We start from the raw sequence: 13,495 nt of genomic DNA, 5'->3' as shown, positions 1-13,495 counted from the left end.
AATGATTGTAAAGCTGTGAGGAAAGTGTTTACGCATGTTGGTGGAAGCTATACTTTTATTTTCCCCTATGATAGAATACTTTCGACTTAGACTTTTCGAATGGGTGAGAGGATGGAATTGATTGAAAAAGCACCAGCGAAGATAAACTTAGGGTTGGATGTGTTATATAAAAGACCAGATGGGTATCATGAGTTGGAAATGGTGATGTCAAGTGTAGATTTAGCTGATCACTTGTTCTTTGAAGAGCTATCGGAAGATCGGATCATTGTTGAGACGAATAAAGCATTTTTACCGGTAGATCAGCGTAACAATGTGTATCAAGCAGCTTTGTTGCTGAAAAAGAAATACCAGATAAAAAAAGGCGTAAAAATCGCTGTGAAGAAAAATATCCCTGTTGCCGCTGGACTAGGTGGTGGAAGTACAGATTGTGCTGCAGCATTAAGAGGGATCAACCGGTTATGGGATTTAGGCTGTAGCTTAGAAGAACTAGCTGAGATTGGTTTGGAAGTGGGGACAGATGTACCTTACTGTGTTTACGGACAAACAGCTTACGTAGGCGGAAAGGGAGAAATCGTCCAATTGTTGCCAGCGATGCCCTCTTGCTGGATCATCTTGGTAAAACCTAAAATGAGTGTTTCGACACGAACTGTTTTTCGAGAAATCGATACGCAAAAAATCCAACATCAAGATATTCCTGGTTTGGCTGATGCGCTTCGACAACAAGATTATCAAAAAATGTTGACGAAAATGGGGAACAGTCTTGAAGATGTGACAGGAAAACGCCATCCGGTCATTTATCAAATCAAAGAGCGAATGATCAAATATGGCGCAGATGCGGCCCTGATGAGTGGTAGTGGTCCAACTGTTTTTGCCCTTTGTCAACACTATTCCAGAGCCCAACGCGTCTACAACGGATTAAAAGGTTTTTGTGAGGAAGTTTATCTTGTCAGAACGCTATAAACGCATGAAAGAGACACGATGTCATGACGGAAGTAGTCAGCTTCGAGAAATAAGCGGTAAAAGAGGTCGGAACAGAAGTGTTTAGCCTCGAGAAATAAGGCGCCATCCACGAAAATTGTTTTTCAAATTTTTGTGGATGGCGCCTTGTTTCCGAAGAGGTTACTTCTAGTCCCGCCGTTTATTCAGTTTTAGGAGATGTGGGAGGACTAATAACCTAGACATCTTTCCCGCTGATTTCGTTTTAGAAGATGAAGGATCGTTACCTTCTTTTTTGTTATCAATCTCAACCAATCGTTCAGTGTTATCGGAACAAAAAATAATAGTGTTGAACAGACACTTTTTAACCAAAGTTGAAAGAAAACGATTACGTTCGTTGTTGATATGACGGGCAATTCATTTGTTTTCCGATTTACAGGATAAGTTTGCATTTAAATCAGAAAATCAGGTTAAACTATTGACTGTTTTTTTTTAATTTGGTACATTAATCCTCGTTGATAAATCGTAATATTACGATTTGTTTTGAAAGGAGCATATATGAAGAAATATTTATTAGCCGCATCTTTAGCAATAGGAGCTTTCCTATTTACAGCGTGTGGACAGACAACCCAAGAATCGGCACAAGATGAGTTGAACGTTGTCGCAACGTTTTACCCGATGTATGAATTTACGAAAGAAGTCGTTGGTGATACTGGGAAGGTCGAATTATTGATCCCCGCAGGAACGGAACCCCATGATTTTGAGCCAAGTGCCAAACAAAGTGCAACCATTGCGGATGCAGATGTTTTTGTTTATAACAGTTCAGATATGGAATTTTTTGTTGACTCATTGAAAGACACGGTCGATACCGATCGAACGTTGATGATCGAAGCCGCTAAGGGAATTGAACGTCTAGAGTCACAAGAAGAGCATGAAGAAGAGCACGAAGAATCAGAAGGACATCAGCATGACCATGCCTATGACCCTCATGTTTGGTTAGATCCAACATTAGCGATCCAAGAAGTACAGACGATTGCTACAGAGCTCGGCAAGAAATATCCAGAGAAGAAAGACACATTTGACCAAAATGCCGCAGCTTATATCAAAAAATTAGAAGTATTGGATCAGGCCTATACAGAAGCATTAAAAGGTGCAACAAACCGAACGTTTGTGACGCAACATGCTGCCTTTGCTTATTTAGCAAATCGCTACGACCTAAAACAAGTAGCCATCTCAGGAGTCTCACCGGATCAAGAGCCTACACCTAGTCGATTAGCTGAATTGAAAGATTTTGTCGATCAAAATAAAATCGAAGTCATCTATTTTGAAGAAAATGCGTCATCTAAAGTAGCAGAGACATTATCGAAGGAAACAGGTGTAAAACTTGAAGTACTCAACCCCCTTGAGAGTTTGACGAATGAACAAATCCAAGCGGGTGAAACCTACATTTCTACCATGGAGAAAAACCTAGAGGCATTAAAAGAAAGCATAAAGTAAAGGAAGGGAGTCCTCTATGTGCGTTATATCGAAATAGCCGATCTTACTTTCTATTATGATGAAGAACCTGTGTTAGAAGGAGTTTCTTATCATGTAGATGCCGGTGAATTTGTGATTTTAACTGGTGAAAACGGAGCGGCAAAATCTACATTGATCAAAGCTTCTTTGGGGCTATTGAAACCCTCTAAAGGGACCATAAAAATTGCAGGAAAAAATCAAGAAGGAGACAAATTAAGTATCGGGTACATTCCACAACAAGTTTCTTCCTTTAATGCGGGTTTTCCTAGTACAGTCTTAGAATTAGTACGTTCTGGCAGATATCCGAGAGGTCGTTGGTTCAAACGGTTAAGCGAAAAAGACCATGAGCATGTCAAGCGTGCCTTAGAATCTGTTGGTATGTGGGATATGCGTCATCGTCGGATCGGTGAGCTGTCTGGTGGTCAAAAGCAACGAATCAGTTTAGCACGTATTTTTGCGACTGATCCAGATTTATTTGTACTTGATGAACCAACTACTGGAATGGATGAAGAATCACGAAATGAATTTTATCGTTTGTTGCGCCATAGCGCACACGACCATGGTAAAGCTGTATTGATGATCACTCATGATCACGAAGACATCAAACAATATGCGGATCGACAAATCCGTTTAGTGAGAAAGGAGGATTCTCAATGGCGTTGCTTTCATATGAATTCATGAGGCGGGCATTTCTTGCTGCGATCTTTATTGCAGGAATCGCACCGATGTTAGGAGTATTCTTAGTGATACGTCGGCAATCGTTGATGGCAGATACACTGTCTCATGTTTCTTTAGCAGGGGTAGCCTTAGGATTTTTCCTCAATCTCAATCCAACGATGACCACAATGGTGGTAGTCGTTATCGCTGCAATCATTTTAGAATACCTACGTTCGATGTATCGTACGTATTCAGAGATTTCCATTGCGATCTTAATGGCAGGAGGACTTGCGCTTGCATTAGTTTTGATGAATTTGAGTGGGGGTAATTCTGCCACGAGCATCCAATCTTATTTATTTGGATCGATTGTGACGATCACTTGGCCACAAGTTCTATTCCTAGGTATTTTGTTTGCAGTGATCGGTCTTTTGTTTTTCTTATTCAAACGTCCGATGTACGTGTTGACCTTTGATGAAGACACCGCTCATGTCGATGGACTGTCGGTTCGTTGGATGTCAATGATGTTCAATATCATTACTGGGGTAGCAATCGCTGTTATGATCCCGATAGCAGGCGCGTTGCTGATTTCTGCTATTATGGTTTTACCAGCAGCAATCGGGATGCGTTTAGGGAAAAGCTTCAATATTGTCATATTGATTAGTATCATCGTTGGTTTTATTGGTATGCTTTCTGGGTTGACTAGTTCGTTTTACTTGGATACACCTCCAGGGGCAACTATCACGTTAGTATTTATCTTTTTATTCTTATTAGTCAACTTGAGTAAACGTATTTTATTAGGAATTAGAAGGAAAAAATAGATTACTATTTGAAAAACAGGTAGTTATTTGGGACAAACAAATGTCTTAAATAGCTACCTGTTTTTTTATAAATACCGAACTATTTTCTTAATTTTGGATAAAATGCTCGAATTTTCCCGAAAAAACTTATATAATGAAACACGATAAAATTTGTTGGAAAAAGGAGCTGGAATTTTTGAAAGTACGTCGCAGTGAGCGTCTTGTCGATATGACACAGTATTTATTAGATCATCCGCATGAATTGATTTCATTAACAAGCTTTGCCGAACGTTATGAATCTGCTAAATCTTCGATCAGTGAAGATTTGGGGATCATCAAAAAAACATTTAAAGAAAGAGGTTACGGAACGCTTGAAACAATCCCTGGCGCAGCCGGAGGTGTTCTATTCATTCCGGAGATTTCCTACGAAGAAGCAAAGAAATATGTTGAATCGCTAGCTGAGCGCTTGTCTGAACAAGACCGTTTACTCCCTGGAGGCTATGTTTACTTATCTGATCTATTAGGAGAACCTGAGCTATTACGTCAAGTAGGGAAAATCATTGCCTCAAAATATTTAGGAGAAAAAATCGATGCTGTAATGACTGTAGCCACAAAAGGGGTGCCTATCGCTCAAGCCGTTTCCTATTACTTGAACGCACCGTTTGTCATCGTACGTCGTGACTCTAAGATCACAGAAGGTTCTACAGTGAGTGTGAACTATGTTTCAGGTTCATCGGAACGGATCGAAAAAATGGAACTATCAAAAAGAAGTTTGAAACGTGGTTCTCGCGTGCTTGTCGTCGATGACTTTATGAAAGGCGGCGGAACAGTGAACGGAATGAAGAGCTTGATTGAAGAATTTGAATCTGAGCTTGTCGGTATCACTGTGTTTGCGGAATCAAAATTCAACGGACATCGCGCAATCAATGACTACACGTCACTACTTTACGTCAAAGATGTGGATACAAAAACGAAAAATATCACTGTAGTACCAGGTAACTATTTCGAAGAATAAAACAACGAACATAGCGGTGCTATGGAAAAAGAAGAGGCGATGGATGATGTCTCTTCTTTTTTTTGCGTCCTGGTTGCTAAAATGAACGTTTAGTTGAAAAAAAAGAGCGACTGGGCTAAACTAAAAATAATAAATCGTAATTTAGGAGTGACATATTTGGATGCACGTTATGCAATCATATTAGCCGCGGGTAAAGGTACTCGCATGAAATCAAAACTATACAAGGTCCTACACCCTGTTTCTGGAAAACCGATGGTCGAACATATCATCAACCGTGTAAGTGAGACAAACCCTGATCAAATCGTGACGATCGTTGGTCACGGTGCAGAGAAAGTCAAAGCTCAGTTAGGCGAGCGCAGCGAGTATGCGTTACAAGCTGAACAACTTGGGACGGGTCATGCGGTACTACAAGCAGCCTCATTTTTAGCAGGCAAGGAAGGCACGACGTTAGTCATTAGTGGTGACACCCCTTTGTTGACAACTGAGACGTTGAACAACTTGTTTGAATACCATCAAGGGAAAAATGCAAGTGCCACGATTTTGACTGCACAAGCAGAAGATCCGACAGGTTATGGCAGAATCATTCGTGACCATGTAGGAATCGTTGAAAAAATCGTTGAGCAAAAAGATGCTTCTCCAGAAGAAGCGTTAGTTCAAGAAATCAATACAGGAACTTACTGTTTCGATAACAAAGCGTTATTTGAAGCATTGGATAAAGTAGGAACCGACAATGCACAAGGCGAGTATTATTTAACAGACATCGTTGAGATCCTGAAAGATGCTGGAAATCCAGTTGCTGCGTATCAGACGGAAGATTTCGATGAGTGTATGGGTGTCAATGATCGTATGGCACTAGCAAAAGCAAACGAGTTGATGCGCCAAAGAATCAACAAAAAACATATGGTCAATGGCGTTAGCTTTGTTGATCCTGCAACTACGTATATTGATGCAGATGTTGTGATTGGTTCAGATACAGTGATCGAAGCGGGCGTTCAGATCCAAGGGGAAACAGAAATTGGCGAAGATTGTTTTATTGGTGCACATTCACGTATTGTTGACAGCAAGATCGGTGACCAAGTAGTCATCGAAAACTCAGTGATCGAACACAGTGTTGTCAAAAGTAAAGCAGATGTAGGACCGTATGCCCATTTACGTCCAAAAGCAGAAATTGCAGAAGGCGTCCATATCGGCAACTTTGTAGAAGTGAAAAATGCGAAAATAGGCAAAAACACAAAAGTTGGTCACTTGACGTATGTCGGGGATGCCACACTAGGTGAAGAAATCAATGTGGGGTGTGGTGTCGTCTTTGTCAATTATGACGGAAAAGCAAAACATCATACAACAGTCGGTGACCATAGTTTTATTGGGTCAAATGCGAATCTTGTGGCGCCAGTGGAAGTGGCAGAGAATACATGTATCGCTGCTGGTTCGACGATCACTAACGATGTTCCTGAACATGCGATGGCAATCGCACGCGCTAGACAAGTCAATAAAGAAGGATACGCGAAGAAACTCCCATATTCAAATTGATACTTTTTGCAAAATCACTTGATTTATTCGGCAAATATGACTAGTATTTATTAGGTAGTAGAGTTGTGAAAAAGAAAGCGGAGGTCCTCATGTCCAAACATTACTTTGATCCAAGATTAAAAATATTTGCATTAAACTCAAATCGTCCATTGGCAGAAAAAATTGCTGCAGCTGTTGGGGTTGAATTAGGAAAATCATCCGTCACTCAATTTAGTGATGGTGAGATCCAAGTCAATATCGAAGAAAGTATCCGTGGTTCACACGTATATGTTATTCAATCAACAAGTAGTCCGGTAAATGATAACCTGATGGAACTGTTGATCATGATCGATGCATTGAAGCGTGCAAGTGCCAAAACGATCAACGTTGTAATGCCGTATTACGGCTACGCACGTCAAGACCGTAAAGCGCGCGCGCGTGAACCAATCACTGCAAAATTAGTGGCAAATATGATCCAAAAAGCTGGAGCAACAAGAATGTTGACACTTGACTTGCACGCAGTCCAAATCCAAGGTTTCTTTGATATTCCGGTCGACCATTTGATGGGCGCACCACTGATTGCGAATTACTTCTTAGAAAAAGGGATTCAAGGCGATGATGTTGTCGTTGTTTCACCTGACCATGGTGGTGTTACTCGTGCACGCAAATTGGCTGAATTTTTAAAAGCACCAATTGCAATCATTGATAAACGCCGTCCAAAAGCAAACGTGGCAGAAGTGATGAATATCATTGGTCAAGTAGAAGGCAAAACGTGTGTCTTGATCGATGACATGATCGATACAGCTGGAACGATCACATTGGCTGCCAATGCGTTGAAAGAAGCTGGAGCAGTGAGCGTTTATGCTTCATGTACACATCCTGTACTGTCAGGACCTGCTTTACAAAGAATCGAAGACTCTGCAATCGAGCGCTTAGTTGTAACGGATTCAATCTATTTGCCAGAAGATCGCAAAATTGATAAGATTGACGAAGTAAGCGTTGGTGGCTTGATGGGTGACGCAATCAAACGTATCCATGAAAACAAACCAGTTAGTCCTTTATTTGAAACAAAAAGATAAAGGAAAATAAAAACTAAATAATTACAATCACAAAGGGGAGTCCATTTTGGGCTGAGACTGAATATATTCTAAACCCTTCGTACCTGTTTCGGTTATGCGAGCGTAGGAATTGTGAATGAATAGCTAGTGTGAAAGCACGAAGCTGTTTGTAAAAAAACAAACTTGCTTCCTCCTTTGTGATGTCCAATTATAAAGGAGGAAGCTTTTTTATGAATAAGAATCATCGTGTCTGGATCGAGGGAACGATCGTCGCAGCATTATCTTTAGTATTGTCGATGATTCCTCTACAAATCGGTAGTAGTTTTGCAATCTCGCTCGGACAAATCCCTTTAACTTTATTTGCCTTAAGAAGGGGTTGGAAAGCTGGTATGGGATCGGCTTTTCTGTGGGGAATCCTTCATTTTCCCATGGGAACTGTCTATTATTTGAGTGTCATCCAAGTATTGATCGAGTATCCGATCGCGTTCACGTTTGCTGGCGTTGCAGGGATTTTTTCGCAAAGAATGCAGCAGAGTTATCTGCAAGGCAATCGTAAGAAAATGGCCTCAACGATCATTTTAGCGACATTCGTTGGTGTGACTGCCAGATATTTCTGGCATTTTGTCGCTGGGGTTGCTTTTTGGGGAAGTTTCGCACTATGGGGGATGAATCCATGGTTGTTCTCCTTAGTCATGAATGGCGCTAGTGGGTTAGCTACTGGGATTGTAACAACTATTGTCCTACTAGGTATTGAACAGACCGTTCCTTCTTTATTTGAAGGAGAAGGATTGCAAGTACGTAAAAGCAAAAATTAAAAAAAGGCGTAAAGGTAGCTACCTTTACGCTTTTTTAGTGGAGTTGAATGTCATTATACAAATGTGTTGTAGACAAAATCAGAAACGTTGCCGTCTAGTTGCCAACGTTGTTGAGTGGCATGATAGACGAGAACAGCTACCGGTTTTTCTTCCAAGTAACGTGTCCCTTTTAATTTCCAAACGTAATCTTCAATGACATAAATCGGGATCTCATACTTGTCATCGACCAAACCTGCTTGATCAAACGAAAAAATGATTCCTTCTTGCATCAAATTACGCATCTTTTTCAGTATCTCCACACTGATTTTTTCAACGGGGATCTCTTTTCGAAAGAATGATTTTTTTTCGTTGATTTTCCCCGCCAAGATCGTGCTTAATTTGTTGGCAAAAATCCGATAAAATTCATCTAAATAACGATAATAGGTTCTACCTAGATGATCGCTCAAATCAAAATAAACAAAGTTATTTTGTAATTTATAGAAAAAAGGTGAATGGAGATGTGTTTTCATATGACCAAAATAAAGCAACTCTGAGATTTCTAAAGGACTTAATTCTTTTAACATCGTCAAATCAGTAAAATCGATCCATTTAAGATCCGTATTATTGTTACGGCTACGAACGGTTTGGAAAAATCTTTGGATATTCTCAGTTCCACGAATGACCTTCAAGCCTGTGTGTGATTCATATTCTCCAGCAGATGCGGAAGGGTCCAACAAAAGTAGATTTTGAGGGAAATGCACGATGCTATTTGAAAAATCATTGATAGTCAGCCCTTTGGTCAAAACGGCGTTACTAGTTGTATCGATATGTACATATACTGAATCACTCATCATGCTCCTCCTCCCCTGTATCTCATCCCTTTCATTTTACAACATTTACTGAAAAAAAGCTTGTTTCTTTTATTTTAAAATTCGATTACAAAGCAACTTTTTTTTATGAATAAAAGATGAACATAGAGTAAAAATTTATATATATATAACACTGGAATCGGATAACTATTCACCCCGCCCTTTTTTTCTGATTACTGATATAATAAAAGAAAAAGAGAATACGAGGTGTCTATGAAAGTTCAAAAAGTCTATTGGTCGGAACGTTATCAGCAGAATCGAGTGCAGCAAGCAAAACAAGTTTTTAGTTTTTTTACTACACATCAAGAAAGCCGGCAACATTTTTGGCAACAGGCAAAAAAACAACAGGCATGGAAGATCGTATCGAAAAGGCTGAACATTTACTTTACTGCAGAAATAACGAATGAAAAAATGATCTATACCAACGTGTTGATTGAAGAAGAATATTGGCAGTGGTCCGATATTTTCCTATTGTTAGAAAGTACGGGTCGTTATTTTTTCAAAAAATACGGACTCGTCCGCTTTGATCATTCGATCTCACCCAACATGGTCGACCTTTTCCACCGAAGTGGTTATTCGGGAACGCAATCGTTTGAGAAGGAACTTTCCTATCATACAGGGCTTGTCTTAGGTGGGGGCGGGGCGCATGGAGCTTATCAAATAGGTGTTTGGAAAGCATTGAAAGAAGAAAATCTAGAGATTTCACTCGTTACTGGCACTTCTGTAGGTGCGCTAAATGGGGCTTTAGTCGTTCAGGATCAACTAGCACAAGCCATTGAGTTATGGCAGGAACTATCAACCAATCAAGTATTGGCTTTACCAGAGGTTGCCTTATCAGAAGATTTGAGGCAACGTTATATCCAAGAAGCCAGCTTGATGACACGTCGTGCAGTAGTCGAAGGAGGAACCTCGATTGCACCGTTGGAAGCGTTACTAGAGCAATACCTAGATGCAGAAAAAATCAAATGTACAGAAAAACCGCAACTCTATACAATCGCAACTAAAATCCCAGAATTTCAAGAAACAGTTACAAAGATGCAAGCATTAGAACCAACAGAGATCGCCGATTGGATCCTCGCCTCTGCTTCTTTTTATCCTGCCATGGCTTATCGCCAGATCGATGGATCAAAATATGTTGATGGTGGCTATCGAAATAACGTGCCAGTAGATGTTGCTATCCAACAAGGTGCAACCGAAGTCTTGATTGTCGATGTCCAAGGACCTGGTGTAGCCAAAAAATACAAGGAACCTGATGCTTTGGTGACCTGGAAATGTTGTTCAAACTGGTCTTTAGGTGGTTTCTTAGTTTTTGAGCGACAAAGAAACCAATTGAATATCCAATTAGGTTATTTAGAGGCTAAAAAATGTTTAGGGATCTATCAAGGAAACTGGTATACGTTTGAAACCGCAAAGCCAGCTGAACGTTATTGGCGACGTTTCTTACGTTTCTTAGTCGAAACACTTGATTTAGACGTATCCTTTTTTTACAAAGAAAAATTCTGGCGGGACTTGCGTAATGTATATAAAGACAGGGTCACAAGTGAAACATGCGGATTGGCGATGCTTGAGCTACTAGCGAAACAAAAATTGATCTTACCGAATAAAGTGTATACCGTCGAAGAAATGTTACCAATCATTTGCCAAGAAAGTAAAATCGATGAAGCATTTTTAAAAAAGGTCGGTCAATTAAACGCCAGCGAATGGTTGAAGTTTCGAAAACTGGAGCGAAATGCTAAAATACACGTAATGAAGGAACACGCGATCTACCAATACGTGAAAGAAAAAAAGCGTGATCGCTTACAACGACAACTCAATGCAGATACAGTAGAAACTCTGATGTATCTCTATCTTTATCATATAAAGGAGGAACAAAAATGGCACAAGAATTCTCATATGAGATCGTAGAAGAAATTGCAGTATTATCTGAAAACAATAAAGGATGGCGCAAAGAATTGAACTTAGTGAGTTGGAATGGTAGACCACCGAAATTTGACTTGCGGGATTGGGCACCGGACCATGAAAAAATGGGTAAGGGACTAACATTAACGAACGAAGAGTTTGAAGAGTTACAAAAAGCAATTAAAAATATGTAAAAGAAAGGACTCTGTCGCATGAAGAGCATGACTGGCTTTGGCAATGCCATCCGCGAAAAAAAGAACTATCAACTTGAAATCGAGATCAAAAGCGTCAATCAACGGTTTTTAGATATCCAGATACGTAGCCCTAAAGTATTAGGCTTTGTTGAGAATGAACTGAGACAATTGATCAAAACGAAGTTAAGTCGAGGACGTGTCGATGTCTTTATCAACCTAACATATTTAGGTGAACAAGATAAAAAAGTGACGATCAATTGGCAACTGATCGATACGCTCTATACACAGATGACTACCGGTATTAAAGAAAGGTATGGCGAAGCGAACGCATTGTCGATCGGTAAACTGATCGAACGTTTTGCACTAAACGAAGAGTTTGTGACAATTGCTGAAGCAACGGAAGAGGATCAAGAATTACTTGCACAATTAGCGAAAGAAACGATGCAAACGGCACTTCGTTCAATCGAAGAAAGTCGGAGTATAGAAGGCCAAGCTTTGGCGAACGTTTTACTTCAACAAACCGCAGAATTAAAACAAAATATTGCTGGATTAGCTAGCTTTGTCGAGATTTACGAGCAAGAATTTCAGACGAGATACCAAGAAAAATTAGAAGCTTTTCTTGGTACAGAAGTTGAGCGAGATCGTTTATTGACCGAAATAGCGATTCTTTTAGAGCGTGGCGATATCCATGAAGAAATCGACCGTTTAATCATCCATACGCAGAAATTGGAAGAGCTACTTGAAGCAGATTATCCCATCGGTAGAGAACTAGATTTCCTTTTACAAGAGATGAATCGCGAAATCAATACGATCGGCTCAAAATCAAGCGCGATCGAAATCAAAAACCATGTTGTTCAGTCTAAAACGATTTTAGAAAAAATCCGTGAGCAAATCCAAAATATTGAATAAGTGTCCAGCCTGTCTGATCGATGACCTGTCCGTTAGGCAGGATTCCGTCTTATTTCCAAAGAGGTTACTCCTGTTCCCGCCGTTTATTCGTTTTTTAGGTATACAACAAAAGTAAATTTTACTTTTGTCTCGGACTCTTTAGTGGGAAGTAGACTAGCTTTTTCTAGGTTTTCTAGCTATAATAAAAAAATAGCCTTGAAAGTTGCAAGAAAAAAGTGCAAAATAAGCAATAGTATAAAAAAGACTAGTTGAAAGGACGTCGTCATGTCAGAGCGTGGATTATTAATCGTGTTGTCTGGTCCATCGGGTGTGGGAAAAGGCACAGTGCGAAAAGCAATTTTTGAGAGTGAGGATAATGATTTCCAATATTCGATTTCGATGACGACACGCAAGATGCGTGAAGGAGAAGTTGAAGGAGTCGACTACTATTTCCGAAGCCGCGAAGAATTTGAACAAATGATCGCTGAAGGCGAAATGTTGGAATATGCAGAATATGTCGGGAATTATTATGGTACACCACTATCGTATGTCAACAAAACCTTAGACGAAGGAAAAGACGTTTTTCTTGAAATTGAAGTCCAAGGTGCACAACAAGTAAAAGAAAAAGTACCTGACGGCGTATTTATTTTCCTGACGCCCCCAGATTTAGCTGAATTGAAATCACGAATCGTTGGGCGTGGGACAGATGCAGATGAAGTAATCGAAGAACGAATGAAAGTCGCTAAGGAAGAAATCGAGATGATGGCACTGTATGACTATGCTGTTGTTAATGATGAAGTTCCATTAGCGGTCAACCGAATCAAAGATATTATTGCAAGTGAACATTTCCGTGTCGATCGTGTCATCGGAAAATATATCAAAATGTTAAAGGAGATGTAGTCTTATGATGTTAAAGCCTTCAATCGACTCATTATTAGATCGCGTGAATTCAAAATATTCTCTAGTGATCTTAGCAAGTAAACGTGCACATGAATTAGACGCAAAAGCACAACCAACAATGGATTCATTTGATTCTGTCAAAAGTGTTGGACAAGCTTTAGAAGAAATCGAAGCAGGAAATGTGATCAGTGATCCACATCCTGAATTAAAACGTGAACGTCTACGTATGGAAGACGAAGAACGTCGTGCGCAAAAAGACCGTGCACAACAAGAATTAGAGTCGCGTATTCGTGACGAGCAAAAACTATAAAATCAACTCACTATTCAGCTTATGGATAGCGAAAGATTTGAGCTTGGGAAATGTTCCTAGGCTCTTTTTTTTCCTGCGTTAATTTTTTGTTAGGATTTGGCAGAAAGTAAGACAAAACAAGGAATCTCTAGTAAAATAGGCAAGAGCCATTTTG

Annotated in this window: 14 protein-coding genes and 1 riboswitch; of the genes, 13 read left to right on the top strand and 1 reads right to left on the bottom strand. The window is 39.9% G+C overall.

Annotation, left to right across the window (positions count from 1 at the left end):
- Nucleotides 1-111 precede the first annotated feature (111 nt).
- The 8 genes from ispE to thiT all read left to right on the top strand — a co-directional run bounded on the left by ispE (nt 112) and on the right by thiT (nt 8,302).
- Nucleotides 112-960: a 4-(cytidine 5'-diphospho)-2-C-methyl-D-erythritol kinase gene (ispE, locus tag IGJ00_RS14495; RefSeq protein ID WP_071866538.1), complete on the top strand. Its 849-nt coding sequence runs from the start codon at nt 112-114 to the stop codon at nt 958-960.
- A 534-nt stretch (nt 961-1,494) separates the two neighbouring features.
- Nucleotides 1,495-2,433, top strand: a complete 939-nt coding sequence (locus IGJ00_RS14490) for a metal ABC transporter substrate-binding protein (RefSeq protein WP_142433062.1) — start codon at nt 1,495-1,497, stop codon at nt 2,431-2,433.
- 18 nt (nt 2,434-2,451) lie between these two features.
- On the top strand, nt 2,452-3,132 hold the full coding sequence (locus tag IGJ00_RS14485) for a metal ABC transporter ATP-binding protein (protein WP_074801775.1): 681 nt from the start codon (nt 2,452-2,454) through the stop codon (nt 3,130-3,132).
- Nucleotides 3,105-3,926, top strand: coding sequence for a metal ABC transporter permease (locus IGJ00_RS14480; RefSeq protein ID WP_438844558.1), 822 nt, complete (start codon nt 3,105-3,107; stop codon nt 3,924-3,926). Before IGJ00_RS14485 ends, IGJ00_RS14480 begins: the two co-directional genes overlap by 28 nt.
- Nucleotides 3,927-4,101: 175 nt before the next feature.
- Complete coding sequence (gene purR / locus IGJ00_RS14475) at nt 4,102-4,920, top strand: pur operon repressor (RefSeq protein WP_010734088.1); 819 nt, start codon at nt 4,102-4,104, stop codon at nt 4,918-4,920.
- A 156-nt stretch (nt 4,921-5,076) separates the two neighbouring features.
- Entirely contained in the window at nt 5,077-6,450 is a 1,374-nt protein-coding gene (glmU, locus tag IGJ00_RS14470) for a bifunctional UDP-N-acetylglucosamine diphosphorylase/glucosamine-1-phosphate N-acetyltransferase GlmU (RefSeq protein ID WP_074801778.1), read from the top strand.
- Between the two features lie 89 nt (nt 6,451-6,539).
- Nucleotides 6,540-7,508 (top strand): ribose-phosphate diphosphokinase, encoded by a 969-nt coding sequence (locus IGJ00_RS14465; protein WP_019722356.1) that lies wholly within the window; start codon nt 6,540-6,542, stop codon nt 7,506-7,508.
- 23 nt (nt 7,509-7,531) lie between these two features.
- Nucleotides 7,532-7,634: riboswitch (TPP riboswitch) on the top strand.
- Nucleotides 7,635-7,717: 83 nt separating this feature from the next.
- Nucleotides 7,718-8,302: an energy-coupled thiamine transporter ThiT gene (gene thiT, locus IGJ00_RS14460; protein WP_071866541.1), complete on the top strand. Its 585-nt coding sequence runs from the start codon at nt 7,718-7,720 to the stop codon at nt 8,300-8,302.
- Between the two features lie 53 nt (nt 8,303-8,355).
- Here the strand turns inward: thiT and IGJ00_RS14455 are convergent, their stop codons facing one another.
- Nucleotides 8,356-9,132: a hypothetical protein gene (locus IGJ00_RS14455; RefSeq protein WP_071866542.1), complete on the bottom strand. Its 777-nt coding sequence runs from the start codon at nt 9,130-9,132 to the stop codon at nt 8,356-8,358.
- 231 nt (nt 9,133-9,363) lie between these two features.
- Here IGJ00_RS14455 and IGJ00_RS14450 point away from each other — a divergent pair, with 231 nt between their 5' ends.
- From IGJ00_RS14450 to rpoZ, 5 genes are all read left to right on the top strand, one after another.
- Complete coding sequence (locus IGJ00_RS14450; RefSeq protein WP_142433061.1) at nt 9,364-11,055, top strand: patatin-like phospholipase family protein; 1,692 nt, start codon at nt 9,364-9,366, stop codon at nt 11,053-11,055.
- On the top strand, nt 11,025-11,243 hold the full coding sequence (locus IGJ00_RS14445) for a YdbC family protein (RefSeq protein WP_019722353.1): 219 nt from the start codon (nt 11,025-11,027) through the stop codon (nt 11,241-11,243). The genes IGJ00_RS14450 and IGJ00_RS14445 overlap by 31 nt, the downstream gene beginning before the upstream one ends.
- 18 nt (nt 11,244-11,261) lie before the next feature.
- A complete protein-coding gene (locus IGJ00_RS14440) occupies nt 11,262-12,152 on the top strand; it encodes a YicC/YloC family endoribonuclease (protein WP_074801781.1) in 891 nt (296 codons plus the stop codon).
- A gap of 264 nt (nt 12,153-12,416) precedes the next feature.
- Nucleotides 12,417-13,031 carry a guanylate kinase gene (gene gmk / locus IGJ00_RS14435; protein ID WP_034688579.1) on the top strand — a complete coding sequence of 205 codons (615 nt, stop codon included), beginning with the start codon at nt 12,417-12,419 and terminating at the stop codon, nt 13,029-13,031.
- 4 nt (nt 13,032-13,035) lie between these two features.
- Nucleotides 13,036-13,341: a DNA-directed RNA polymerase subunit omega gene (gene rpoZ, locus IGJ00_RS14430; protein WP_010734097.1), complete on the top strand. Its 306-nt coding sequence runs from the start codon at nt 13,036-13,038 to the stop codon at nt 13,339-13,341.
- Nucleotides 13,342-13,495 lie beyond the last annotated feature (154 nt).

Origin of the sequence: Enterococcus sp. AZ062 (assembly GCF_051715065.1) — a bacterium.
Taxonomy (GTDB): domain Bacteria; phylum Bacillota; class Bacilli; order Lactobacillales; family Enterococcaceae; genus Enterococcus_B; species Enterococcus_B mundtii.
The sequence above is the reverse complement of the archived record's forward strand: the minus strand, read 5'-3'. Positions and strand labels throughout refer to the sequence as shown.